General features: G+C 39.8%; 32 protein-coding genes. All 32 read left to right on the top strand.

The window, feature by feature from the left end; translation table 11 throughout:
• Positions 1-102 precede the first annotated feature (102 nt).
• The 32 genes from rpoC (at position 103) to secY (ending at position 24523) form a co-directional block, all read left to right on the top strand.
• Positions 103-3789 carry a DNA-directed RNA polymerase subunit beta' gene (gene rpoC / locus C9J34_RS06590; protein WP_107839062.1) on the top strand — a complete coding sequence of 1229 codons (3687 nt, stop codon included), beginning with the start codon at positions 103-105 and terminating at the stop codon, positions 3787-3789.
• Between the two features lie 449 nt (positions 3790-4238).
• The gene (locus C9J34_RS06585) at positions 4239-4487 is read left to right on the top strand and encodes a ribosomal L7Ae/L30e/S12e/Gadd45 family protein (protein WP_107839061.1); all 249 of its coding nucleotides are present in this window, start codon (positions 4239-4241) and stop codon (positions 4485-4487) included.
• Between the two features lie 97 nt (positions 4488-4584).
• A complete protein-coding gene (rpsL, locus tag C9J34_RS06580) occupies positions 4585-5004 on the top strand; it encodes a 30S ribosomal protein S12 (protein WP_042478613.1) in 420 nt (139 codons plus the stop codon).
• A gap of 41 nt (positions 5005-5045) precedes the next feature.
• Positions 5046-5516, top strand: coding sequence for a 30S ribosomal protein S7 (gene rpsG, locus C9J34_RS06575; protein ID WP_066168849.1), 471 nt, complete (start codon positions 5046-5048; stop codon positions 5514-5516).
• A 66-nt stretch (positions 5517-5582) separates the two neighbouring features.
• Entirely contained in the window at positions 5583-7664 is a 2082-nt protein-coding gene (gene fusA / locus C9J34_RS06570; RefSeq protein ID WP_107839060.1) for an elongation factor G, read from the top strand.
• Positions 7665-7792: 128 nt separating this feature from the next.
• Positions 7793-8980, top strand: coding sequence for an elongation factor Tu (gene tuf, locus C9J34_RS06565; RefSeq protein ID WP_107839059.1), 1188 nt, complete (start codon positions 7793-7795; stop codon positions 8978-8980).
• Between the two features lie 85 nt (positions 8981-9065).
• Complete coding sequence (locus C9J34_RS06560) at positions 9066-9743, top strand: response regulator transcription factor (RefSeq protein ID WP_107839058.1); 678 nt, start codon at positions 9066-9068, stop codon at positions 9741-9743.
• On the top strand, positions 9740-10744 hold the full coding sequence (locus C9J34_RS06555) for a sensor histidine kinase (RefSeq protein WP_107839057.1): 1005 nt from the start codon (positions 9740-9742) through the stop codon (positions 10742-10744). The genes C9J34_RS06560 and C9J34_RS06555 overlap by 4 nt, the downstream gene beginning before the upstream one ends.
• Positions 10745-10846: 102 nt before the next feature.
• Positions 10847-11608, top strand: coding sequence for an ABC transporter ATP-binding protein (locus C9J34_RS06550; protein WP_107839056.1), 762 nt, complete (start codon positions 10847-10849; stop codon positions 11606-11608).
• On the top strand, positions 11598-13592 hold the full coding sequence (locus C9J34_RS06545) for an FtsX-like permease family protein (RefSeq protein WP_107839055.1): 1995 nt from the start codon (positions 11598-11600) through the stop codon (positions 13590-13592). Before C9J34_RS06550 ends, C9J34_RS06545 begins: the two co-directional genes overlap by 11 nt.
• Positions 13593-14032: 440 nt before the next feature.
• Positions 14033-14341, top strand: coding sequence for a 30S ribosomal protein S10 (rpsJ, locus tag C9J34_RS06540; RefSeq protein WP_042478628.1), 309 nt, complete (start codon positions 14033-14035; stop codon positions 14339-14341).
• 46 nt (positions 14342-14387) lie between these two features.
• Positions 14388-15017 carry a 50S ribosomal protein L3 gene (rplC, locus tag C9J34_RS06535; protein WP_107839054.1) on the top strand — a complete coding sequence of 210 codons (630 nt, stop codon included), beginning with the start codon at positions 14388-14390 and terminating at the stop codon, positions 15015-15017.
• A 26-nt stretch (positions 15018-15043) separates the two neighbouring features.
• The gene (rplD, locus tag C9J34_RS06530) at positions 15044-15667 is read left to right on the top strand and encodes a 50S ribosomal protein L4 (protein WP_107839053.1); all 624 of its coding nucleotides are present in this window, start codon (positions 15044-15046) and stop codon (positions 15665-15667) included.
• On the top strand, positions 15667-15945 hold the full coding sequence (rplW, locus tag C9J34_RS06525; RefSeq protein ID WP_107839052.1) for a 50S ribosomal protein L23: 279 nt from the start codon (positions 15667-15669) through the stop codon (positions 15943-15945). The genes rplD and rplW overlap by 1 nt, the downstream gene beginning before the upstream one ends.
• Positions 15946-15987: 42 nt before the next feature.
• The gene (gene rplB, locus C9J34_RS06520) at positions 15988-16818 is read left to right on the top strand and encodes a 50S ribosomal protein L2 (protein ID WP_107839051.1); all 831 of its coding nucleotides are present in this window, start codon (positions 15988-15990) and stop codon (positions 16816-16818) included.
• A 60-nt stretch (positions 16819-16878) separates the two neighbouring features.
• Positions 16879-17157 (top strand): 30S ribosomal protein S19, encoded by a 279-nt coding sequence (gene rpsS / locus C9J34_RS06515; protein ID WP_066542807.1) that lies wholly within the window; start codon positions 16879-16881, stop codon positions 17155-17157.
• A 22-nt stretch (positions 17158-17179) separates the two neighbouring features.
• The gene (gene rplV, locus C9J34_RS06510) at positions 17180-17524 is read left to right on the top strand and encodes a 50S ribosomal protein L22 (protein ID WP_042478638.1); all 345 of its coding nucleotides are present in this window, start codon (positions 17180-17182) and stop codon (positions 17522-17524) included.
• Positions 17525-17527: 3 nt separating this feature from the next.
• On the top strand, positions 17528-18184 hold the full coding sequence (gene rpsC, locus C9J34_RS06505; protein ID WP_107839050.1) for a 30S ribosomal protein S3: 657 nt from the start codon (positions 17528-17530) through the stop codon (positions 18182-18184).
• 2 nt (positions 18185-18186) lie between these two features.
• Positions 18187-18621 (top strand): 50S ribosomal protein L16, encoded by a 435-nt coding sequence (rplP, locus tag C9J34_RS06500; RefSeq protein WP_042478640.1) that lies wholly within the window; start codon positions 18187-18189, stop codon positions 18619-18621.
• Positions 18611-18808, top strand: coding sequence for a 50S ribosomal protein L29 (gene rpmC / locus C9J34_RS06495; RefSeq protein WP_042478642.1), 198 nt, complete (start codon positions 18611-18613; stop codon positions 18806-18808). The genes rplP and rpmC overlap by 11 nt, the downstream gene beginning before the upstream one ends.
• A 24-nt stretch (positions 18809-18832) precedes the next feature.
• Entirely contained in the window at positions 18833-19096 is a 264-nt protein-coding gene (gene rpsQ / locus C9J34_RS06490) for a 30S ribosomal protein S17 (protein ID WP_107839049.1), read from the top strand.
• 44 nt (positions 19097-19140) lie between these two features.
• Positions 19141-19509: a 50S ribosomal protein L14 gene (rplN, locus tag C9J34_RS06485; RefSeq protein ID WP_004233650.1), complete on the top strand. Its 369-nt coding sequence runs from the start codon at positions 19141-19143 to the stop codon at positions 19507-19509.
• 38 nt (positions 19510-19547) lie between these two features.
• Positions 19548-19856, top strand: a complete 309-nt coding sequence (gene rplX, locus C9J34_RS06480) for a 50S ribosomal protein L24 (protein ID WP_107839048.1) — start codon at positions 19548-19550, stop codon at positions 19854-19856.
• 28 nt (positions 19857-19884) lie between these two features.
• A complete protein-coding gene (rplE, locus tag C9J34_RS06475) occupies positions 19885-20424 on the top strand; it encodes a 50S ribosomal protein L5 (protein WP_107839047.1) in 540 nt (179 codons plus the stop codon).
• 21 nt (positions 20425-20445) lie between these two features.
• Positions 20446-20631, top strand: a complete 186-nt coding sequence (locus C9J34_RS06470; RefSeq protein ID WP_004233656.1) for a type Z 30S ribosomal protein S14 — start codon at positions 20446-20448, stop codon at positions 20629-20631.
• A gap of 30 nt (positions 20632-20661) precedes the next feature.
• Entirely contained in the window at positions 20662-21060 is a 399-nt protein-coding gene (gene rpsH, locus C9J34_RS06465) for a 30S ribosomal protein S8 (RefSeq protein ID WP_107839046.1), read from the top strand.
• A 31-nt stretch (positions 21061-21091) separates the two neighbouring features.
• On the top strand, positions 21092-21631 hold the full coding sequence (gene rplF / locus C9J34_RS06460; protein ID WP_107839045.1) for a 50S ribosomal protein L6: 540 nt from the start codon (positions 21092-21094) through the stop codon (positions 21629-21631).
• A gap of 34 nt (positions 21632-21665) precedes the next feature.
• Positions 21666-22025: a 50S ribosomal protein L18 gene (gene rplR / locus C9J34_RS06455; protein ID WP_107839044.1), complete on the top strand. Its 360-nt coding sequence runs from the start codon at positions 21666-21668 to the stop codon at positions 22023-22025.
• Between the two features lie 21 nt (positions 22026-22046).
• Entirely contained in the window at positions 22047-22550 is a 504-nt protein-coding gene (gene rpsE, locus C9J34_RS06450) for a 30S ribosomal protein S5 (protein WP_107839043.1), read from the top strand.
• An 11-nt stretch (positions 22551-22561) separates the two neighbouring features.
• The gene (gene rpmD / locus C9J34_RS06445; RefSeq protein ID WP_193768921.1) at positions 22562-22744 is read left to right on the top strand and encodes a 50S ribosomal protein L30; all 183 of its coding nucleotides are present in this window, start codon (positions 22562-22564) and stop codon (positions 22742-22744) included.
• Between the two features lie 34 nt (positions 22745-22778).
• A complete protein-coding gene (gene rplO / locus C9J34_RS06440; protein WP_107839041.1) occupies positions 22779-23219 on the top strand; it encodes a 50S ribosomal protein L15 in 441 nt (146 codons plus the stop codon).
• Positions 23219-24523: a preprotein translocase subunit SecY gene (secY, locus tag C9J34_RS06435; protein WP_107839040.1), complete on the top strand. Its 1305-nt coding sequence runs from the start codon at positions 23219-23221 to the stop codon at positions 24521-24523. The genes rplO and secY overlap by 1 nt, the downstream gene beginning before the upstream one ends.
• Positions 24524-24573 lie beyond the last annotated feature (50 nt).

Genomic DNA, 24573 nt, shown 5'->3' with positions numbered 1-24573 from the left:
GATTTAGCCCTGCCCGTTCTTTTGTAATAAATGAAAACGATGAGAAATGTCGAGCTACGGAAAGGTCTTTATAAAGACTTAGACTAAAGGGAGGTAGGCTCCTTGATAGACGTTAATGAATTTGAATATATGAAAATCGGCTTAGCTTCTCCAGATAAGATTCGATCTTGGTCATATGGCGAAGTGAAGAAGCCAGAAACAATCAACTATCGTACATTAAAGCCAGAAAAGGATGGTCTTTTCTGTGAGCGTATTTTCGGACCTACAAAGGACTGGGAATGTCATTGCGGTAAATATAAACGCGTTCGCTATAAAGGCGTAGTTTGTGACCGTTGTGGCGTAGAAGTAACACGTGCTAAAGTACGTCGTGAGCGTATGGGACATATTGAGTTAGCAGCTCCAGTTTCTCATATTTGGTATTTTAAAGGTATCCCTAGCCGCATGGGTCTTATTTTAGATATGTCTCCACGGGCGCTTGAGGAAGTTATTTACTTTGCATCTTATGTTGTAATTGAACCTGCGGATACAAATTTGGAAAGCAAGCAACTGCTTTCTGAAAAAGAATATCGTGCTTACCGTGAAAAATTCGGTGCAACATTTGAAGCAGCGATGGGTGCAGAAGCAATTAAAAAGTTACTTGAAAAAATCGACCTTGAAAGCGAAACGGTAACATTAAAGGAAGAATTAAAAACAGCTCAAGGACAACGCCGTACACGTGCAATTAAGCGCCTTGAAGTAGTGGAATCTTTCCGTAATTCTGGCAATAAACCAGAGTGGATGATTTTAGATGTACTACCTGTTATTCCACCAGAACTTCGCCCAATGGTGCAATTAGATGGTGGACGTTTCGCCACTTCAGACTTAAACGATCTTTACCGTCGTGTAATTAATCGTAACAATCGTTTAAAACGTTTATTAGACCTTGGTGCACCAAGCATTATCGTTCAAAACGAAAAACGTATGTTGCAAGAAGCGGTAGATGCTTTAATTGACAACGGTCGTCGTGGTCGCCCAGTAACGGGGCCAGGTAACCGTCCTTTAAAATCACTTTCACACATGTTGAAAGGGAAGCAAGGTCGTTTCCGTCAAAACTTACTAGGTAAACGTGTAGACTATTCTGGTCGTTCGGTTATCGTAGTAGGTCCAAATTTAAAAATGTACCAATGTGGTCTTCCAAAAGAAATGGCTATTGAGCTATTTAAGCCTTTTGTTATGAAGGAATTAGTAGAGCGTGGTCTAGCTCATAATATTAAGAGTGCAAAACGTAAAATTGAACGTTTACACAATGAGGTTTGGGACGTATTAGAAGATGTGATTCGTGAGCATCCTGTACTTCTAAACCGTGCACCGACGCTTCACCGACTTGGTATTCAAGCGTTTGAGCCAACATTAGTAGAAGGTCGTGCAATTCGTCTACATCCATTAGTATGTACAGCTTATAACGCTGACTTTGATGGTGACCAAATGGCCGTACACGTTCCACTTTCAGCAGAAGCACAGGCAGAAGCTCGTCTATTAATGTTAGCAGCACAAAATATCCTAAATCCGAAAGATGGTAAACCAGTAGTTACACCATCTCAAGATATGGTATTAGGTAACTATTACTTAACGCTTGAGCGTGAAAATGCTCGTGGTGAAGGTTCTATTTTCTACGGTCCAGACGAAGTGTTAATCGCATACCAAACTGGTCATGTACATTTACACACACGTATTGCGATCCATGGAAGCTCTGTAAATAACCAAACATTTACAGAAGAGCAAAACCAAATGTTCTTATTAACAACTGTTGGTAAAGTAATTTTCAACGAGATTTTACCGGAAACATTCCCGTATATTAACGAGCCGACAGATACGAACTTAGAGCAGAAAACGCCAGAAAAATACTTTGCAAAATTAACAATTGATGCAGAACTATTAGCGGAAGTAGAGGCAACTGAAGGCTATGTTGATTTATCAGAAGCTGAGAAGATTGATGCACAACGTAAAGCTGTTTTACAAAAATACTTTGCATCTGTGCCAGTTGTACCACCATTCCGTAAAAAGTTTTTAGGTAATGTTATCGCAGAAGTATTTAAACGATTCCACATTACAGAAACATCAAAAATGTTAGACCGTATGAAGGATTTAGGCTTCAAACACTCTACTCGTGCAGGTATTACGGTAGGGGTATCGGATATCGTCGTATTACCAGATAAAGGTGTTATCTTAGACGAAGCACAATCAAAAGTAGATAAAGTAATGATTCAATTCCGTCGTGGTTTAATTACGGAAGAGGAGCGTTATAGCCGCGTTATTAGCGTATGGACTGCTGCCAAAGATGAAATCCAAGGCAAGCTAATGAAATCTTTACAAAAAACAAACCCAATCTTTATGATGTCTGACTCTGGAGCTCGTGGTAACGCATCGAACTTTACACAGTTAGCAGGTATGCGTGGTCTGATGGCCAACCCGGCTGGTCGAATTATCGAATTACCAATCAAATCTTCATTCCGTGAAGGTTTAACGGTATTAGAGTACTTCATTTCTACACATGGTGCGCGTAAAGGTCTTGCCGATACAGCTCTGAAAACAGCCGATTCAGGTTACTTAACAAGACGTTTAGTAGACGTTGCGCAAGATGTTATTGTACGTGAAGATGACTGTGGTACTGACCGCGGTTTATTAATTGGTGCATTAATGGAAGGCAATGAGCTAATCGAAGCGTTAGATGAGCGTGTGGTAGGTCGTTATGCAAAGAAAACGATCTTCCATCCGGAAACTGGGGAAGTTATTTTAGAGCGTGATGGATTAATTACGCAAGATATAGCACGTACAATTGATGAAGTAGGCATTGAGCAAGTGACAATCCGCTCAGCATTTACATGTAATACAAAACATGGTGTATGTAAAAAATGTTATGGCATGAACTTAGCTACAGGTGAAGAGGTTGAAGTTGGTGAGGCAGTAGGTATTATTGCGGCACAATCAATCGGTGAACCTGGTACACAGTTAACGATGCGTACATTCCATACAGGTGGGGTAGCCGGAAACGATATTACGATGGGTCTTCCACGTATTCAAGAAATTTTTGAATCGCGTAATCCGAAAGGGCAAGCGGTTATTTCTGAAGTTGGTGGAGTAGTATCAGAAATCGAAGAAATCCGTGAAGGCTTAAAAGAAATTACTGTACAGGGTGAAGTGGAAACACGTAAGTATCAAGCGCCTTACAATGCTCGCTTAAAAGTGCAATTGAACGATACAATTGAACCAGGGCAGTTATTAACTGAAGGTTCAATTGATCCGAAGCAATTATTGAAAGTAAAAGACGTATCTACAGTACAAGAATATTTATTAAAAGAAGTACAAAAAGTATACCGTATGCAAGGTGTAGAAATTGGAGATAAACATATTGAAGTAATGGTTCGCCAAATGCTACGTAAAGTACGTGTAATTGAAGCTGGTGACACAGATTTATTACCAGGTTCATTATTAGACATACATCAATTTGCTGAAGCGAATGCAGACATTATTTTAAATGGTAAAAATCCAGCGACATGTCGCCCTGTTATTCTTGGTATTACAAAGGCTTCACTGGAAACAGAATCATTCTTATCTGCGGCATCATTCCAAGAAACAACTCGTGTGTTAACAGATGCAGCGATTAAAGGTAAGCGTGACGAACTTCTTGGTCTGAAGGAAAATGTAATTATCGGTAAACTTGTGCCAGCAGGTACTGGTATGCAACGTTATCGTCAAATCCGTATCGAGCAAGATGCTGAAACGGAAGAAGAGTTAACTTCAGCTGAGTAATGTCAATTCCGGTAGAGAGCAATTCTCTGCCGGAATTTTTAACTTCTTTCAGCAATGTTTTTGTATCGAAAGCGAAGCGGCAGATACAGAAGTCTTCCACTTCTATAGGGGGGAGATGAATGGCAGCATGAGACTTGCTTCAGCGGGTGTTCAAACACCGACTGCAAGAAGTTAAAGCCTCCGGCGGATGTCACAGATTTTGAAGGGGAGTTTTTGAGCAAGCTCAAAAAATCTGGACGCAATTACGCCTCAGCGTAATTGATATTAACTATGCTCGCTTTTTACTTTTTGGAAGTGATTAACCTAAGACGTCACGCCGCACGTGAACGGCTAACTAATCTGCATGGCGCAGAACTCCTTTTAAAAATAAATAGTTGACAGGTGCAAGTAGAGAATGATAATATGTTTAAGGTTGATAGTTAACTGTCTATGCTTTGGAGGATATGCAAATGTCTTATAATAAAGTAAAGGCTAGTCAAACAATCATAGGTACAAAGCAAGCAGTGAAAGCAATGCATGCTGGTCAAGTTACAGAGCTTTTTGTCGCACTCGATGCAGACAGTTGGGTAACCGATCCGGCCATTCTTCTCGCGAAAGAAATCGGTATACCAATTACTTTGGTCGAGTCAAAAAAAGAACTTGGAAAAGCTTGCGGCATTCATGTTGGAGCTGCGGTTATTGCGATTACTGCGATGTAGTTTTTGTGTAGTATACACAAAGACTTTGTTTTTACCCTAAAAATGAACCACCTGGATGTGTGGTATTACAAGGAATGAATGAAGGGAGGAAAAATCGATGCCTACAATTAACCAATTGGTCCGTAAGCCTCGTAAATCTAAAAGCACGAAATCAAACTCACCAGCGTTAAACAAAGGATATAACTCATTTAAAAAATCTTTAACTGACGTTAAATCTCCACAAAAACGTGGTGTTTGTACTCGTGTAGGTACTATGACGCCTAAAAAACCTAACTCAGCGTTACGTAAATACGCTCGTGTACGTTTAAGCAACCTAATCGAGGTTACTGCGTATATCCCAGGTGAAGGTCACAACTTACAAGAGCACAGTGTTGTTCTTATCCGTGGCGGTCGTGTAAAAGACTTACCGGGTGTTCGTTACCATATCGTACGTGGTGCTCTTGATACTGCTGGTGTAAACGGTCGTATGCAATCACGTTCTTTATACGGTGCAAAACGCCCTAAAGAAAAGAAATAATAAAAGAATAAATTATTTATTACTTGAAAGGAGGAAAACACATGCCTCGTAAAGGTCCTGTTTCCAAACGTGACGTGTTACCAGATCCGCTTTATAATTCAAAGCTAGTAACTCGTTTAATCAATAAAATGATGATTGATGGTAAAAGAGGTACTTCTCAAAAGATTTTATACGGTGCGTTTGAATTAGTAAAAGAACGCTCTGGTAATGATCCGATTGAAGTATTCGAAGCTGCATTAAACAACGTAATGCCAGTTTTAGAAGTACGCGCTCGTCGTGTAGGTGGTTCTAACTACCAAGTACCAGTAGAAGTACGTCCAGAACGTCGTACAACTTTAGGTCTTCGCTATTTAGTAAACTACGCTCGTCTTCGTGGTGAAAAAACAATGGAAGAGCGTTTAGCAAACGAAATCTTAGATGCATCAAACAACACTGGTGCTTCAGTTAAGAAACGTGAAGATATGCACAAAATGGCAGAAGCAAATAAAGCATTTGCTCACTACCGTTGGTAATATTTTATACGCTAGTTAATTAACTATTAATATAGCCTCAACCGAATATGGAAGGAGAAATTTCCTATGAAACGCGAATTCTCATTAGAGAATACACGTAATATCGGAATCATGGCTCATATTGACGCTGGTAAAACAACGACAACTGAGCGTATCCTTTATTACACTGGTAAAATCCACAAAATCGGTGAAACGCACGAAGGTGCTTCTCAAATGGACTGGATGGAGCAAGAGCAAGAGCGTGGTATTACAATCACGTCTGCTGCGACAACAGCTCAATGGAAAGGCAACCGCGTAAACATTATCGATACACCAGGTCACGTAGACTTCACTGTAGAAGTAGAACGTTCTTTACGTGTACTTGACGGCGCAGTAACAGTACTTGATGCTCAATCAGGTGTTGAGCCACAAACTGAAACAGTATGGCGTCAAGCAACTACTTATGGTGTACCACGTATTGTATTCATTAACAAAATGGATAAAATGGGTGCGGACTTCTTATACTCTGTAGGTACTTTACATGATCGTTTACAAGCAAATGCACATCCAATCCAATTACCAATTGGTGCGGAAGATGAATTTAAAGCGATTATTGACTTAATCGAAATGACTGTAACTTACTACGATAACGAAGAAGGTACAGCACTTCGTGAAGGTGAAGCAATTCCTGAAGAATATCAAGCACAAGCAGAAGAGTACCGTGAAAAATTAATCGATGCTATTGCAAGTGTTGATGAAAATCTTATGGAGAAGTACTTAGAAGGTGAAGAAATCACTGTTGCTGAATTAAAAGCAGCTATCCGTAAGGCAACAATCGCGGTAGAGTTCTATCCAGTAATCTGTGGTACAGCGTTCAAACACAAAGGTGTTCGTAAAATGCTAGATGCAGTTATTGATTACTTACCATCACCAGTTGATGTACCATCAATTAAAGGTACTTCAGTTGATGGAGATGAAGAGTTAGAACGTAAATCTTCTGACGAAGAGCCATTCTCAGCTTTAGCATTTAAAGTTATGACGGATCCATTCGTTGGTAAATTAACATTCTTCCGTGTGTACTCTGGTATCTTAGATTCTGGTTCATACGTGCAAAACTCTACAAAAGGTAAACGTGAACGTGTAGGTCGTATCCTTCAAATGCACGCGAACAGCCGTGAAGAAATTTCAAAAGTATTCGCTGGTGACATCGCTGCTGCTGTAGGTCTTAAAGATACTACTACTGGTGACACTCTATGTGACGAGAAAAACCTTGTTATTTTAGAGTCTATGGAATTCCCAGAGCCAGTAATCTCTTTATCTGTAGAGCCTAAATCAAAAGCTGACCAAGATAAAATGGGTCAAGCTTTACAAAAATTACAAGAAGAAGATCCAACATTCCGTGCCCACACTGACCAAGAAACTGGTCAAACAATTATCTCGGGTATGGGTGAGTTACACTTAGACATTTTAGTTGACCGTATGAAACGTGAATTCAAAGTTGAATGTAACGTTGGTGCGCCAATGGTATCTTACCGTGAAACGTTCCGTGGTTCAGCTCAAGTTCAAGGTAAATTCACTCGTCAATCGGGTGGTCGTGGTCAATATGGTGACGTTTGGATCGAGTTTTCTCCAAACGAAGAAGGTAAAGGCTTCGAATTCGAAAACGCTGTTGTTGGTGGTGTAGTACCACGTGAATACATTCCGGCAGTTGAAGCAGGTCTTCGTGACTCGCTTGACCGTGGGGTTGTTGCTGGTTACCCATTAATCGACATCAAAGCGAAATTATACGATGGTTCTTACCATGATGTTGACTCAAACGAAATGGCGTTCAAAATCGCTGCTTCGATGGCTTTAAAAGCGGCTGCTTCTAAATGTAGCCCAGTTATTTTAGAGCCAATGATGAAAGTTGAAGTTGTAATTCCAGAAGAGTATCTTGGTGATATCATGGGTAACGTAACTGCTCGTCGTGGACGTGTAGAAGGTATGGAAGCTCGTGGTAACTCTCAAGTAGTACGCGCAATGGTGCCACTATCTGAAATGTTCGGATATGCAACAACTTTACGTTCTGCAACACAAGGTCGCGGTGTATTCTCAATGGTGTTTGACCACTATGAAGAAGTGCCAAAATCAATTGCAGAAGAAATCATCAAAAAAAATAAAGGTGAATAATTGAAATTTCATCTTGCATAAAGTATAACTAATTTGTAAGCTATGATTGTCTGGCTTAGCTGGGCCCGGTTTAAGCCAGCACTCATAACATAAAAAACTAAAACATAGATTATAGGAGGCTTTCTCTAATGGCTAAAGAAAAATTTGACCGTTCGAAAACGCATGCTAACATTGGTACAATTGGTCACGTTGACCATGGTAAAACTACTTTAACTGCTGCTATTGCAACAGTTCTTTCTAAAAAAATGGGTGGCGAAGCTAAATCTTACGCTGATATTGATAACGCTCCAGAAGAAAAAGAGCGTGGTATTACAATCAATACTTCACACGTTGAGTATGAAACTGAATCACGTCACTATGCACACGTTGACTGCCCAGGACACGCTGACTATGTTAAAAACATGATCACTGGTGCTGCACAAATGGACGGCGGTATCTTAGTAGTATCTGCTGCTGATGGCCCAATGCCACAAACTCGTGAGCACATCCTTTTATCACGTCAAGTAGGTGTACCTTACTTAGTAGTATTCATGAACAAATGTGATATGGTAGACGACGAAGAATTATTAGAATTAGTAGAAATGGAAATCCGTGACCTACTTTCTGAATATGACTTCCCAGGTGATGATCTACCTGTAATCAAAGGTTCTGCTCTTAAAGCTCTTGAAGGCGAAGCAGAATGGGAAGAAAAAATCGTTGAATTAATGGATGCTGTAGATAGCTACATCCCAACTCCAGAACGTCAAACTGACAAACCATTCATGATGCCAGTAGAGGATGTATTCTCTATCACTGGTCGTGGTACAGTAGCAACTGGCCGTGTTGAACGTGGTCAAGTTAAAGTTGGTGACGTAGTTGAGATCGTTGGTATCGCTGAAGAAGCTAAATCAACAACTGTAACAGGCGTTGAAATGTTCCGTAAATTATTAGACTACGCTGAAGCTGGTGACAACATCGGTGCTTTACTTCGTGGTGTAGCTCGTGAAGATATCCAACGTGGTCAAGTATTAGCTAAACCAGGTTCAATTACTCCACACACAAACTTCAAAGCTGAAGTTTATGTTTTATCAAAAGAAGAGGGTGGCCGTCATACTCCATTCTTCTCTAACTACCGTCCTCAGTTCTACTTCCGTACAACTGACGTAACAGGTATTTGTAACTTACCAGAAGGCGTAGAAATGGTTATGCCTGGCGATAACATCGAAATGACAGTAGAACTTATCGCTCCAATCGCTCTTGAAGAAGGTACTAAATTCTCTATCCGTGAGGGTGGCCGTACTGTAGGCGCTGGTGTAGTTGCTTCTATCCAAAAATAATTAATCTTTTCTTAAACCTCAAGGGGACGCTCTTGAGGTTTTTTTTGTATTTATTGTAAACTTACAATAAGAGAGGTGACTAATAGTGAAAATTTTTTTAATAGAGGATGATATGTCGATATCTCGTTTAATAGAGGAACGCTTGCAACAATGGTCTTTGACCGTAGAAGGACCAAAGAGTTTCCATAAAGTGATGGATGATTTCACAAAGGAAAATCCTCAGCTTGTCATTATAGATATTCAGCTACCTGCCTATGATGGCTTTCATTGGTGTCGGGAAATTCGGGCAATATCCAATGTGCCAATTTTATTTTTATCATCCAGAGATCACCCGATGGATATGGTAATGGCGATGCAGCTTGGTGCGGATGATTTTGTGCAAAAACCTTTCCATATGGATGTGCTTGTAGCAAAAATACAGGCCTTATTAAGACGTACATATGATTATCAGCAGCAAGCACAGCAAATTATTAGCTGGCAAGAGGCGCTGATTGATTATGAGCGAGGGATTCTTACATATAATAATCAACAAATCGACTTTACGAAAAATGAGCTATTTATTTTGAAGCTACTAGTAGAGCGAGTAGATAAAATTGTGTCGCGCGATGAGTTAATGCGCAAGCTATGGGATGATGAACGTTTTGTAAATGATAACACGCTAACAGTGAACATCAATCGCCTTCGTCAAAAGCTTGAAGAAGTGGGGTTGATAGATGTTATCGTGACGAAAAAAGGGCTAGGCTATATGGCGGTGTCTACATGATTCTATTATTTATCCGACAACATATGATGTGGATTAGTTTCTTTATTGGGCTACTTCTAGTGTGGAATATAATTTGTATGCTTGATACTGGATTTGCGGCGGTGTCTATAGGCTATTTAAATAGTGTGGCTATTTTGCTATTTTTATTATTTTTAACTGCTCGTTATTTTTGGGAAAGAGCTAGCTTGAAAAATATCCTCTATCAAAAGTCGCTACAGGATGTTGAAAGCTATCGTTGGGACTTGTATACACGTAAGATCATTGAATTGTATGAAGAACAAAGGCAGCAGCAAGTGAAAATTGTACAAAAAATTAAATTTGAGAAAAGTGAAGAGCAAGATGAGCTTCTAGCGTGGGTGCATGAAATTAAAGCACCGTTAACAGCGATGAAACTAATGATAGAGCAATTAGAGGATAACAAAGCGCGCAATCGGCTAGAACAGGAATGGATACGTCTGCATTTATTGGTTGATCAACAATTACACCAAACGAGATTGCAAACGATTGCGGAAGATAATCGACTCGAACAAGTGCAACTGCGAACAGTTATCTTTAAAGAAATACGACAATTTCAAACATGGTGTATGGAGAAAGGGATTGGCTTCCAAATAGATGAGATAGAGGAAGTTGTGTTAACAGATGCAAAATGGCTTGGGTTTATTGTGCGCCAAGTGCTGTCAAATGCGATTAAATATAGTCCGCATAATAGTGAAATTATTGTTAATGTCACGCGTGATGTACAAGAGCATATTTTGTTGAAGATAACCGATGTGGGACCAGGCATTCGTCCAGAGGATTTACCGCGTATTTTTAAAAAATCTTATACTGGCACAATAGGCAGAGAAACAAATGTGGCAACGGGAATGGGGCTTTATTTAGCAAAGCGAGCTGCGACATCTTTAGGTATACTGTTATATGTTGATTCGATTTATCGGAAAGGTACAACCGTTGTATTTAAATTCCCTGTGCAAAATGAATATGTGCGAACATTCGGTATGTGACGACATTGTCACATACCGTTTATTATTGTAACGTAAAACGAACGATTTCTACTTGCGGCAGCTGTAAAATGAAGATACATAAGAAAGCAGGAGGAATAAATAATGAATATTTTAACGGCCCGCAAAGTCCGTAAAACATATGGCAAACGATTTACAGCAGTTGAAGTGTTAAAAGGTATAGATTTAGAAGTAAGTAAAGGTGAGTTTGTTGGCATTATGGGGCCTTCAGGCTCTGGGAAAACAACATTATTAAATGTGCTATGCTCTATTGACCATGTAACCGAAGGGATTGTAGAGATTAATGGGCAAATATTGCAGGAAATGAAGGAGCGCCAGTTGGCGGCTTTTAGACGTGATGCGTTAGGATTTATTTTTCAAGATTATAATTTGCTCGATACATTGACGGTAAAAGAGAATATTTTGCTTCCTTTAGCAATTAAAAAAATCCCACATAAAGCGGCTGAACAACGCTTTCAAGCGCTTGTGAAAATTTTACGTATTGAAGATATTATTGCAAAATATCCGAATGAAATCTCAGGAGGACAAAAGCAGCGCACTTCTGCAGCACGTGCATTGATTACTAATCCGTCCATAGTTTTTGCAGATGAGCCAACGGGAGCGCTTGATTCGAAGTCAGCGGCAGCACTGTTGAAAAATATGGAGCAAATCAACAGAGAGCATCATGTAACGATTATGATGGTGACACATGATGCGGTAGCAGCGAGCTTTTGCTCCCGCGTGCTATTTTTGAAGGATGGGGCACTTTACACAGAACTTTATAAAGGCGATAAGACACGCCAAGAGTTCTTTCAGCAAATTTTAAGCACACAAAGCGTTTTAGGTGGTGATGGCTATGACGATTAGGCGCTTAATTACACGCTCTATGCTGAAAAATATGCGTCATTACTTTTTGTATTTCTTTTCACTCATTTTCAGTGTGACTCTTTATTTTTCCTTTGTGACGCTCCAATTTAATGATGAGGTATTAGAACAAGTGTCGAATAGCTCAATGGCAGCAGCTGGTTTTAAAGCAGCTTCCTATTTGTTATATTTCATTGTCTTATTTTTTGTGTTGTATGCCAATCATCTATTTACGAAGAGGCGTAGTAAGGAAATAGGCATGTATCAGTTAATCGGTATGACAAAGGGACTGATTTTTCGTCTAATCGCATTTGAAAATTTCGTGTTATTTAGTGGGGCTGTGCTCATTGGCGTTGTTACAGGTCTTTTAAGCTCACGATTTTTTACACTTATTTTGATGAAAATATTAGAACAGGATGTATTGGTGCGTTTAACCTTTAGTTCAAAGGCAATTATGCAAACGCTTGGATTATTTGGTTTGTTGTTGCTTGTTATTTTAGCACAGCTCTATTGGCTGATTCGACGTGTTTCATTGTTATCTTTATTTACGGCCTCTCATCAAACTGAAGAGCGTGTAAAGCGCTTTAGCGTATGGCAAATGTCTGTGGGTGTGCTCGGTATTCTATTAATTGTATACGGTTATTATGAATCAACACAGTTGTTTGCAGATAATAAGGTTGATGCGCTATTGAGGAATATGTTGCTGATTTTAGCCTCAACGATTGGTGGTGCATTTTTAGTCTTTCGTTATTCTGTTGCGTTTATCTTTAATTTACGTCGACTATCTAAAAATGGTCATTTAACAACAACGGATGTACTGGCAGTGACACCAATTATGCATCGTATGAAAGGCAATGCGAAGTCTTTAACCTTGATTACTGTACTAACAGCGGTGTCATTAGCTATTTCAACACTTGCATATATTTCTTATTATTCAGCAGAGAAGGCAGTGAAAAATGTAGTACCGGCTGATTATGCGCTTGTGACGGAGAAAGGACCAGCGTTCTTAGCTTTGCTAGATGAGCATCACATTGATTATCAGGCGGTAACATACGAAGATATTTATGTGAAATTTGATGTGGCTAATTTATTAAAGGATCCTGATGATGTTAATCAAATTTTTTATGGAGAGAATGCGAGTAAAAGGCTGATTTCCCAATCTACTTATGAACAATTGCAAGGAAAAATTGAGCTAGCAGAAGATGAGGCCATTTTAACGAATATGGTTGATAGTGTGACAAAGGTGTATGAGGTGAAAAAGCAAGGAGAAATTGACGTAATGCTAGAAACATTAGGTAATCGTCTACAAGATAAATTGAAAATTGTAGATGTACGCCGAGAAAGCACGCTTACGCAAAACGGTAGCAACGGTGTGATTTATGCAGTGCTTGTTGTATCGGATGCCAAATACGAGCAATATAAAGAATTTTATGGTGAACGCCAGCGTGTACCTCAAACGCTTGTATTTTTAGAAGATAGAAATGATATATTGCAAGCGGAGGAGCTGTATATACAATCGGGAGCGGATATTCGGGATATTTTCGAGTTAGATGGAAAACAAATTATTGTTAAACAAAATTCATACCAGCAGGAATGGCAAGAGTATATGAGCATTTTCGGTATGACTATATTTATTGCGGCTTTCTTAGGATTAGCGTTCTTACTGACAACAGGCAGCATTTTGTACTTTAAACAAGTTGCAGAGGCTGATGAGGAGCAGGCAAGCTACACGACATTGAGGAAGATAGGTTTTTCTGAGCAGGATATTTTAAAAGGTATCATATGGAAACAAATCTTTAACTTTGGTGTACCGTTACTAATTGGGCTATTGCATAGCTATTTTGCAGTCAAGTCAGGCTGGTTCTTTTTTGGGGCAGAGTTAGTGGCACCGATGTTGATCATGATGGCTTTATATATTTTCATGTATCTCGTATTTATGCTATTGTCGGTTCACTATTATAAAAAGGTAGTCAAGGGTAGTTTATAAACAACAATTAAATAGGAAGAGAGTAGTGATTCTTTGTGGGTCACTACTTATTTTTTTGAATGAATATGCAAATTGACTAGCAGAAAGAAGTATTTATTGCCCGAAAAGTGTTTGATTATAAAGTGTCTTACATAAAAGCAGCAACTGCAATACAACAAGCTACAATTATCGCTTGCAATGGCGGGAAATATTTTATATACTAGACAACGGCTTATAAATATAGCGAAATGTAATTAACGAAATAGAGCATGACAAAGGCATTCATTTTTTTTTATAAAACTACTTGCTTATTGCAATAGGATTGTATATAATATTGAATGTTGGTCTTTGACTGCGATGAAGCGAGAGGTTGCCGACACACCCGGCCGCTTTGCCATGGCGGTGTGTAGGAGAATTTTCGTGGAGAATGTCTAGAAAATAGGCGAGAAGGAGGGAAAGTAATGGCAAAACAAAAAATTCGTATTCGTTTAAAAGCGTATGATCACCGTATTCTTGATCAGTCTGCTGAGAAAATTGTTGAAACTGCTAAACGTTCAGGTGCAAGCGTATCGGGTCCAATCCCGTTACCGACAGAACGTTCTGTGTATACAATTCTTCGTGCGGTTCACAAGTACAAAGATTCTCGTGAGCAATTCGAAATGCGTACGCATAAACGTCTAATCGATATCGTTAACCCAACACCACAAACTGTTGATGCGTTAATGAAGCTTGATTTACCATCTGGCGTTGATATTGAAATCAAACTTTAATGGTAAAACGAAATAGAACTTTTAAAATTTACAGGAGGTGTGACAAATGGCTAAAGGAATCTTAGGTAGAAAAATCGGTATGACTCAAGTTTTCGCTGAGAACGGAGATTTAATCCCAGTAACAGTAATCGAAGCTACACCAAACGTAGTGCTTCAAAAGAAAACAGTTGAAACTGACGGCTACGAAGCAATTCAAGTTGGTTTCGAAGATAAGCGCGTTAAGCTTTCAAACAAACCAGAACAAGGTCACGTAGCAAAAGCAAATACGGCTCCTAAGCGCTTCATTCGTGAATTCCGCAACACAAACGTAGCAGAATACGAAGTTGGTCAAGAAGTCAAAGTAGAAATTTTCGCAGAAGGCGATGTAATTGATGTAACAGGTGTTTCAAAAGGTAAAGGTTTCCAAGGTGTAATTAAACGCCACGGACAATCTCGTGGTCCTATGGCCCACGGCTCTCGTTACCACCGTCGTCCTGGTTCAATGGGTCCAGTTGCTCCGAACCGCGTATTCAAACAAAAGAAATTACCTGGTCAAATGGGTGGTCACGTTGTAACAATCCAAAACCTTGAAATCGTTAAGGTGGATGCTGAACGTAACCTATTATTAGTTAAAGGTAATGTTCCTGGTTCTAAAAAAGCATTAGTAACAGTGAAGACTGCTATTAAATCTAAATAATTTCCCAAAGAAAGGAGGAAACAGGAATGGCAAAGGTATCTGTACTTAGTCAAACAGGCGCTTCAGTTGGTGAAATCGAATTAAACGATGCGATTTTCGGAATCGAGCCAAACGAAGCGGTATTATTCGACGCAGTAATCGCACAACGTGCTTCTCTACGTCAAGGTAATCACAAAGTAAAAAACCGTTCTGAAGTTGCTGGTGGTGGTCGTAAGCCATGGCGTCAAAAAGGAACTGGTCGTGCTCGTCAAGGTTCGATCCGCTCTCCACAATGGCGCGGCGGTGGTGTCGTATTCGGCCCAACTCCACGAAGCTATTCATATAAATTACCGAAGAAAGTTCGTCGCTTAGCTCTTAAATCAGCTTTATCAGCTAAAGTTGTAGAACAAAACTTCTTAGTACTTGATGCATTAACTTTAAATGCACCAAAAACAAAAGATTTCGCTGCTATTTTAAAAGCATTAGAAATCAATTCAAAAGCATTATTCGTTACTGCTGACTTAGATGAAAACGTAGCATTATCTGCTCGTAACATCCCTGGCGTAACTGTTTTAACAGCTAGCGGAATCAACGTTCTTGATCTTTTAGGTCACGATAAAGTTGTATTCACAAAAGCTGCAGTAGAAAAAGTTGAGGAGGTGCTTGGATAATGGAAGCACGTGATATCATTAAACGTCCGGTCATTACTGAGCGTTCTTCTGAATTAATGGCAGAGAAAAAGTATACTTTTGAAGTAGACACTCGCGCTAATAAAACACAAGTTAAAGACGCGGTAGAAGAAATCTTTGGTGTTGAAGTTGATAAAGTAAACATCATGAACTACAAAGGTAAATTCAAACGCGTTGGTAAATACAGCGGTTATACAAACAAACGTCGTAAGGCAATCATTAAATTAACTGCTGATTCAAAAGAAATCGAATTATTCTAATAAACAGGGTAACCTGAGCAATTATAGAAGGAGGGAACACAAATGGCGATTAAAAAGTACAAACCAACCTCAAATGGCCGTCGTAACATGACGTCATCTGACTTTGCGGAAATCACTACTAATAAGCCTGAAAAGTCTTTATTAGCTCCGAAAAAGCGCAAAGCTGGTCGTAACAACCAAGGTAAAATTACTGTTCGTCATCACGGTGGTGGTCATAAGAAGCAATACCGCGTAATCGACTTTAAACGTATTAAAGACGGCATTCCAGGACGCGTTGCTACAATTGAGTATGATCCAAACCGCTCTGCGAATATCGCATTAATTAACTACGCTGACGGTGAAAAACGTTATATCTTAGCTCCGAAAGGTCTTGAAGTAGGTCAAACGATCGTTTCTGGTCCAGACGCAGATATTAAAGTAGGTAACGCATTACCATTAGCAAACATTCCAATGGGTACAACAATCCATAACATCGAGTTAAAACCTGGTAAAGGTGGACAATTAGTACGTTCTGCTGGTACATCAGCACAAGTACTTGGACGTGAAGATAAATACGTAATTATCCGTCTTCAATCTGGTGAAGTTCGCTTAGTATTAGCTACTTGCCGTGCAACAGTTGGTCAAGTTGGTAACGAGCAACATGAACTTATCCACATTGGTAAAGCAGGTCGTTCTCGTTGGTTAGGTAAACGCCCAACTGTACGTGGTTCTGTAATGAACCCTAATGATCACCCACACGGTGGTGGTGAAGGACGTTCTCCAATCGGACGTAAATCTCCAATGACACCATGGGGTAAACCAGCTCTTGGTTATAAAACACGTAAGAAGAAAAACAAATCTTCTAAATTTATCATTCGTGGACGCAAAAAATAAAGTGATTGTACTACGGTTCGTTAGAAGAGCCGTGGTGGGATCACGGAGGGAGGTTCCTAAATGGGTCGCAGCTTGAAAAAAGGACCTTTTGTTGACACTCACCTTATGAAAAAGGTGGAAGTACAAGAGGCTTCTGAGAAAAAACAAGTAATTAAAACTTGGTCTCGCCGTTCTACTATCTTCCCGAACTTCATCGGTTTAACAATCGCTGTATATGATGGACGTAAACACGTTCCTGTATATGTGACAGAAGATATGGTAGGTCACAAGTTAGGCGAGTTCGCACCAACACGTACTTACAAAGGTCACGGTGCAGACGATAAGAAAACAAGACGCTAATTTTGAGAGGAGGTAAATCCTAATGACACAAGCTAAAGCTATCGCTCGTACAGTTCGTATCGCTCCTCGTAAAGTACGTCTAGTAGTAGACTTAATTCGAGGCAAGCAAATCGGTGAAGCAGTTGCAATTTTACGTCATACTCCAAAAGCGGCGTCTCCAGTCGTTGAAAAAGTATTAAAATCTGCAGTTGCTAACGCTGAACACAACTATGAGTTAGATGTAAATAACTTAGTTGTATCTGAAATCTTTGTTGATGAAGGTCCAACACTAAAACGTTTCCGTCCACGTGCTCAAGGACGTGCAAGCGCAATTAACAAACGCACGAGCCACATTACTGTTGTGGTATCAGAGAAGAAGGAGGGTTAATCCGTGGGTCAAAAAGTACATCCAATAGGACTACGAGTTGGTATTATTCGTGATTGGGAATCAAAATGGTTCGCTGAGAAAGACTATGCTACTCTTTTACACGAAGATATCAAAGTTCGTAAACATATCGAATCTACATTAAAAGATGCATCTGTATCTAAAGTGGAAATCGAGCGCGCTGCAAATCGCGTAAACATTACAATTCACACTGCGAAGCCAGGTATGGTAATCGGTAAAGGCGGTACGGAAGTTGAAAACTTACGTAAATACTTAAGCGAATCTACTGGCAAGCGTGTTCACATTAATATCGTAGAAATTAAACGTGCTGATCTTGATGCTCGCTTAGTAGCAGAAAATATCGCTCGTCAACTTGAGAACCGCGTATCATTCCGTCGTGCTCAAAAACAAGCAATCCAACGCACAATTCGCGCTGGTGCAAAAGGTATCAAAACACAAGTATCTGGTCGTTTAGGTGGCGCTGATATCGCGCGTGCTGAACACTATAGCGAAGGAACTGTTCCGCTTCATACATTACGTGCTGACATTGATTATGCACATGCTGAAGCTGATACAACATACGGTAAATTAGGCGTTAAAGTTTGGATCTACCGTGGTGAAGTCCTTCCTACTAAAAAGAACTCTGTGGAAGGAGGCAAATAATTATGTTATTACCAAAACGCGTAAAATATCGTCGTGAACACCGTGGCAACATGCGTGGTGAAGCGAAAGGCGGTAAAGAAGTAACATTTGGTGAGTGGGGCTTACAAGCTACTACAGCATCATGGATTACAAACCGTCAAATCGAATCTGCCCGTATTGCAATGACTCGTTACATGAAACGTGGCGGTAAAGTTTGGATTAAAATCTTCCCACATAAACCTTATACGAAAAAGCCTCTAGAAGTCCGCATGGGTTCTGGTAAAGGTTCTCCTGAGGGTTGGGTAGCAGTAGTAAAACCAGGAAAAATTATGTTCGAAATCGCTGGTGTATCTGAAGAGATCGCACGTGAAGCACTTCGCTTAGCATCACATAAACTTCCTGTTAAATGTAAGATCGTAAAACGTCAAGAAACTGGTGGTGAATCTAATGAAAGCTAATGAAATCCGTGACCTTGCCACTTCTGAAATCGAATTAAAAGTGAAATCACTGAAAGAAGAGCTTTTCAACCTTCGCTTCCAATTGGCGACTGGTCAATTAGAAAACACAGCTCGCATCCGCGAAGTTCGTAAAGCGATTGCGCGCATGAAAACTGTGATTCGTGAAAGAGAAATCAGTGCACAATAATACGAATAAAGGAGGTTTTCTGGCATGACTGAGCGTAACCAACGCAAAGTTTACACAGGCCGTGTAGTTTCAGATAAAATGGACAAAACTGTTACTGTTTTAGTTGAAACACACAAAAAGCACAAGCTTTACGGTAAGCGTGTAAAATATTCTAAAAAGTTCAAAGCTCATGATGAGCTAAACACTGCGAAAATCGGTGATATCGTACGTATCATGGAAACTCGCCCGCTATCAGCTACTAAACATTTCCGTCTAGTGGAAGTTGTAGAAAAAGCGGTTATTATCTAATAACTATTTCGGAAAATATAAAGTTCCGAAGGGAGGTAACCTAAGTGATCCAACAAGAAAGTCGTATGAAAGTTGCTGACAACTCAGGTGCACGTGAAGTTTTAACTATTAAAGTACTTGGTGGTTCTGGACGTAAAACTGCTAACATCGGCGATATCGTCGTATGTACAGTTAAGAAAGCAACACCAGGTGGCGTTGTCAAGAAAGGTGACGTTGTTAAGGCTGTTATCGTTCGCACAAAATCTGGCGTTCGTCGTAAAGATGGTACTTACATTAAATTTGATGAAAATGCTTGCGTTATTATCAGAGATGATAAGTCACCACGCGGAACTCGTATTTTCGGACCTGTTGCACGTGAATTACGTGATAGCAACTTCATGAAAATCGTTTCTCTTGCTCCAGAAGTTCTTTAATTTTCATGACAGTACCAATCAAGGAGGTGCGACACACAATGCATGTTAAAAAGGGCGACAAGGTAAAAGTTATTACTGGTAAAGATAAAGGCAAAGAAGGCGTTATCTTAGCTGCTTTCCCAAAACAAGACCGCGTTCTTGTTGAAGGCGTTAATATCGTTAAAAAGCATATCAAACCTAACCAGTTAAACCCACAAGGTGGTATTGTATCTCAAGAAGCTGCAATCCACGTATCGAACGTAATGCTAATCGATCCAAAATCTGGCGAGCCGACTCGTATAGGTTACAAAATCGAAAACGGCAAAAAAGTTCGTGTTGCAAAAAAATCAGGTGCAGTAATCGACTAATAAGTAAAACAAGAAAGGAGGTACGAACATGAGCCGCCTAAAAGAAAAATTTGTAAATGAAGTTTCGCCTGCTCTAGTGAGCAAGTTTGAATATAAATCAGTTATGCAAGTGCCTAAAGTAGACAAAATCGTTATTAACATGGGTGTTGGTGACGCTGTACAAAACTCTAAAGTACTAGATGCTGCTGTAGAAGAATTAGCAACTATTACTGGTCAAAAACCAGTTGTAACAAAAGCGAAAAAATCGATTGCCGGTTTCCGTTTACGTGAAGGTATGCCTATCGGTGCTAAAGTTACATTACGCGGTGAGCGTATGTATGAATTCTTGGACAAATTAATCTCTATCGCATTACCACGTGTACGTGACTTCCGTGGTGTTTCTAAAAAAGCATTCGACGGACGCGGTAACTACACATTAGGTGTGAAAGAACAATTGATTTTCCCAGAAATCGATTACGATAAAGTTTCGAAAGTACGCGGTATGGACATCGTGATCGTAACGACTGCGAATTCTGATGAAGAAGCTCGCGAGTTATTGACACAATTCGGTATGCCGTTCCAAAAGTAATAAAACAAGGAGGGCGAAAACGTGGCTAAAAAATCAATGATCGTTAAACAACAACGTAAGCAAAAGTTCAAAGTACAAGAATATACACGTTGTGAACGCTGTGGCCGTCCACATTCTGTATATCGTAAATTTAAACTTTGCCGTATTTGTTTCCGTGAACTTGCATATAAGGGACAAATTCCTGGCGTTAAAAAAGCCAGCTGGTAATCCCCTAATTTGGGAAGGAGGTAAATTTTCATGACAATGACTGATCCGATTGCAGATATGCTTACTCGTATTCGTAACGCGAACATGGTTCGTCACGAGAAATTAGAAGTTCCTGCTTCTAACTTAAAGAAAGACATCGCTGAAATTTTAAAGCGTGAAGGTTTCGTACGTGACGTTGAGTATGTCGAAGATAACAAGCAAGGAATCATCCGTATTTTCTTAAAATACGGTAAAGAGAACGAGCGTGTAATCACTGGTTTAAAACGTATTTCTAAACCTGGTCTACGCGTATACGCTAAAACAAACGAAGTGCCTAAAGTATTAAACGGTCTTGGTATCGCTTTAGTATCAACTTCACAAGGTTTATTAACTGATAAAGAAGCTCGCGCTAAACAAGTTGGCGGCGAAATCTTAGCATACATTTGGTAATTAGTAATAAAAGAATGGAGGTGCAACTTACATGTCTCGCGTAGGTAAAAAGCTTATCGAGGTACCTGCTAACGTAACTGTAACTGTCGATACTGACAACACAGTAACTGTTAAAGGTCCAAAAGGTGAATTAGTTCGCCAATTTAATCAAGATATGAAAATCGAGCAAGAAGGCAACATCATCACTGTTGTTCGCCCATCTGATTCGAAAGAACACCGTACAAACCACGGTACAACTCGTGCGTTATTAGCTAACATGGTAACGGGTGTTTCTGAAGGTTTCTCTCGTACTCTAGAACTTATCGGGGTAGGTTACCGTGCTCAAATGCAAGGTAGCAAACTTGTACTTAACGTAGGTTACTCTCATCCAGTAGAGTTTACACCTGAACAAGGTTTAGAGGTTGAAGTTCCTTCAAACACTAAAATCATTGTTAAAGGTATTAATAAAGAACGCGTTGGTGCATTAGCATCTAACATCCGTGGCGTTCGTCCTCCAGAGCCATATAAAGGCAAAGGAATTCGTTATGAAGGCGAATACGTTCGTCGTAAAGAAGGTAAAACAGGTAAATAATGCTAAAACTAAGCATTAGAAAGGAGTGACCTCTGTGATTACGAAACAAGATAAAAATCAAGTTCGTAAAAAACGTCATGCACGTGTACGTTCAAAAATTACGGGTACAGCTGAGCGTCCACGCTTAAATGTATTCCGTTCAAACAAGAACATTTACGCACAACTAATTGATGACGTAGCTGGTGTAACTTTAGTATCTGCTAACACGCAAGAAAAAGCTTTTGAAGGTAGCGGATCTAACGTTGAAGCAGCTGCTAAAATCGGTGAAACAATCGCAAAACGCGCTGCGGAAAAAAATATTACTACTATTGTATTTGACCGTGGTGGTTACTTATATCATGGACGTGTGCAAGCTTTAGCAGAAGCAGCACGTGAAAACGGCTTAGAATTTTAATAAGAAGGAGGGACATACTTCATGAGTCGCATTGACGCAAACAAATTAGAGCAACTTGAAGAGCGCGTAGTTACAATTAACCGCGTAGCGAAAGTTGTTAAAGGTGGACGTCGCTTCCGCTTCACAGCATTAGTTGTTGTTGGAGACAAGAACGGCCATGTAGGATTCGGTACTGGTAAAGCACAAGAGGTGCCAGATGCTATCCGTAAAGCTGTTGAAGACGCGAAGAAAAACTTAATCGAAGTACCACGCGTAGGTGGAACTACTCCACACTTAGTGCAAGGTCGCTTCGGTGCAGGTAAAGTGTTAATTAAGCCTGCTGCTCCAGGTACAGGGGTTATCGCTGGTGGTCCAGTACGTGCTGTATTAGAGTTAGCTGGTATTACTGATATTCTTTCAAAATCTCTAGGTTCAAACACACCAATCAACATGGTGCGTGCAACTATTGCAGGTTTAACTGAATTAAAGCAAGCTGAGGATGTTGCAAAACTTCGCGGTAAATCAGTGGAAGAATTATTAGGATAAGGGGGGGAATTATAATGGCTAAATTACAAATTACCCTTTCTAAATCTGTGATTGGTACAAAACCAGCACAGCGTAAAACAATCGAGGCTCTTGGCTTACGTAAAACTAATCAAACTGTTGAACATGCTGATAATGCTGCTGTTCGCGGTATGCTTACAAAAGTAGCTCATTTAGTTACTGTAAAAGAAATTTAATTTCATATCATTGAACAAGGAGGTGCCACTCATAATGAAACTTCATGAGTTGAAACCAGCAGAAGGATCACGTAAAGTACGTAACCGAGTTGGTCGTGGTATCGGTTCTGGTAACGGTAAAACTGCAGGTAAAGGTCATAAAGGTCAAAACGCACGTTCTGGCGGCGGCGTTCGCCCAGGCTTTGAGGGTGGTCAAAACCCACTATTCCGTCGTTTACCTAAACGAGGCTTTACAAATATTAACCGTAAAGAATACGCTATCGTTAACCTTGATGCATTAAACCGTTTTGAAGATGGTGCAGAAGTAACTGCTGCATTATTAGTAGAAACTGGTGTTGTGAGTAATGAAAAAGCTGGTATTAAAGTTTTAGGTAATGGAACTTTAACGAAAAAGCTTACAGTAAAAGCTCATAAATTCTCTGCTTCTGCAAAAGAAGCAATTGAGAATGCTGGCGGAACAACTGAGGTGATTTAATGTTTCAGACGATCTCTAACTTTATGCGCGTTCGAGATATACGAAATAAAATCATCTTTACTTTATTAATGTTAATCGTCTTTCGTATTGGAACGTTTATTCCCGTACCAAACGTTGACGCAAATGTATTGAAAGCGGCTGATGAGTTCAATATTATTGGCTTCTTAAATACTTTTGGTGGTGGTGCATTGGCAAACTTCTCTATCTTTGCGATGGGGATTATGCCATACATTACTGCTTCAATTATTGTGCAATTATTGCAAATGGACGTTGTTCCTAAATTTGCTGAATGGGCTAAACAGGGTGAGGTTGGTCGCCGTAAGTTAGCACAATTTACAAGATACTTTACAATAGGACTTGCGCTTATCCAGTCATTTGCTATGTCATTTGGCTTTAACCAGCTTTATGGTGGTTCATTGATTACAGATACGAGTATTGGTTCTTATTTAACTATCGCAATTGTGCTTACAGCAGGTACTGCCTTCCTACTATGGTTGTCTGAGCAAATTACAGCAAACGGTGTAGGTAATGGTATTTCCATTATTATCTTTGCTGGTATCGTAGCAGCATTTCCAACTGCAGTTAACCAAGTATATGCACAACAAATTCAAGGTGCAGGTGATCAACTGTTCATTCGAATTGTGATTCTTGCATTGTTAGTATTAGTACTTCTTGCTGTTATTGTGGGTATAATTTATGTTAACCAAGCGTTGCGTAAAATCCCTATTCAATACGCAAAACGAGTAACTGGTCGCGCGCAACAAACAGGTGGTCAACAAACGCACTTACCGTTAAAGGTAAACGCAGCAGGGGTTATTCCAGTAATCTTCGCTATGGCGTTTATTATGACACCACAAACGCTAGCGACGTTCTTCGGTAAAAATAGTGTAACAATATTTATTGAAAGTATGTTCGATTATAAGCAAATGACTGGCTTAATCGGACTTACGCTTTATATCGTTTTAATTATTGCCTTCACATACTTCTATGCGTTCGTTCAAGTGAACCCTGAAAATGTGGCAGACAATTTAAAGAAACAAGGTGCATACATTCCGGGCATCCGTCCAGGTAATGATACGCAAACTTATTTAACTAAAGTTCTTTATCGTTTAACTTTCGTTGGCGCTATCTTCCTATGTGTTATCTCTGTTATGCCTATCTTATTCACTACATTTATGAATTTACCAGCTTCTGCTCAAATCGGTGGAACGGGTATGATTATCGTAGTCGGTGTAGCACTTGAAACAATGAAGCAGCTAGAGTCACAATTGGTGAAACGTCATTATAAAGGCTTTATGAAATAATGTTGGTTTTAGGGAACGATTTCGTTTCCTTAACCAGCTAGACACAGTAG

Source organism: Metasolibacillus meyeri (assembly GCF_003049505.1).
In the GTDB taxonomy this organism is placed as follows: Bacteria; Bacillota; Bacilli; order Bacillales_A; family Planococcaceae; genus Metasolibacillus; species Metasolibacillus meyeri.
This window is presented reverse-complemented; position numbering and strand designations above follow the sequence as displayed.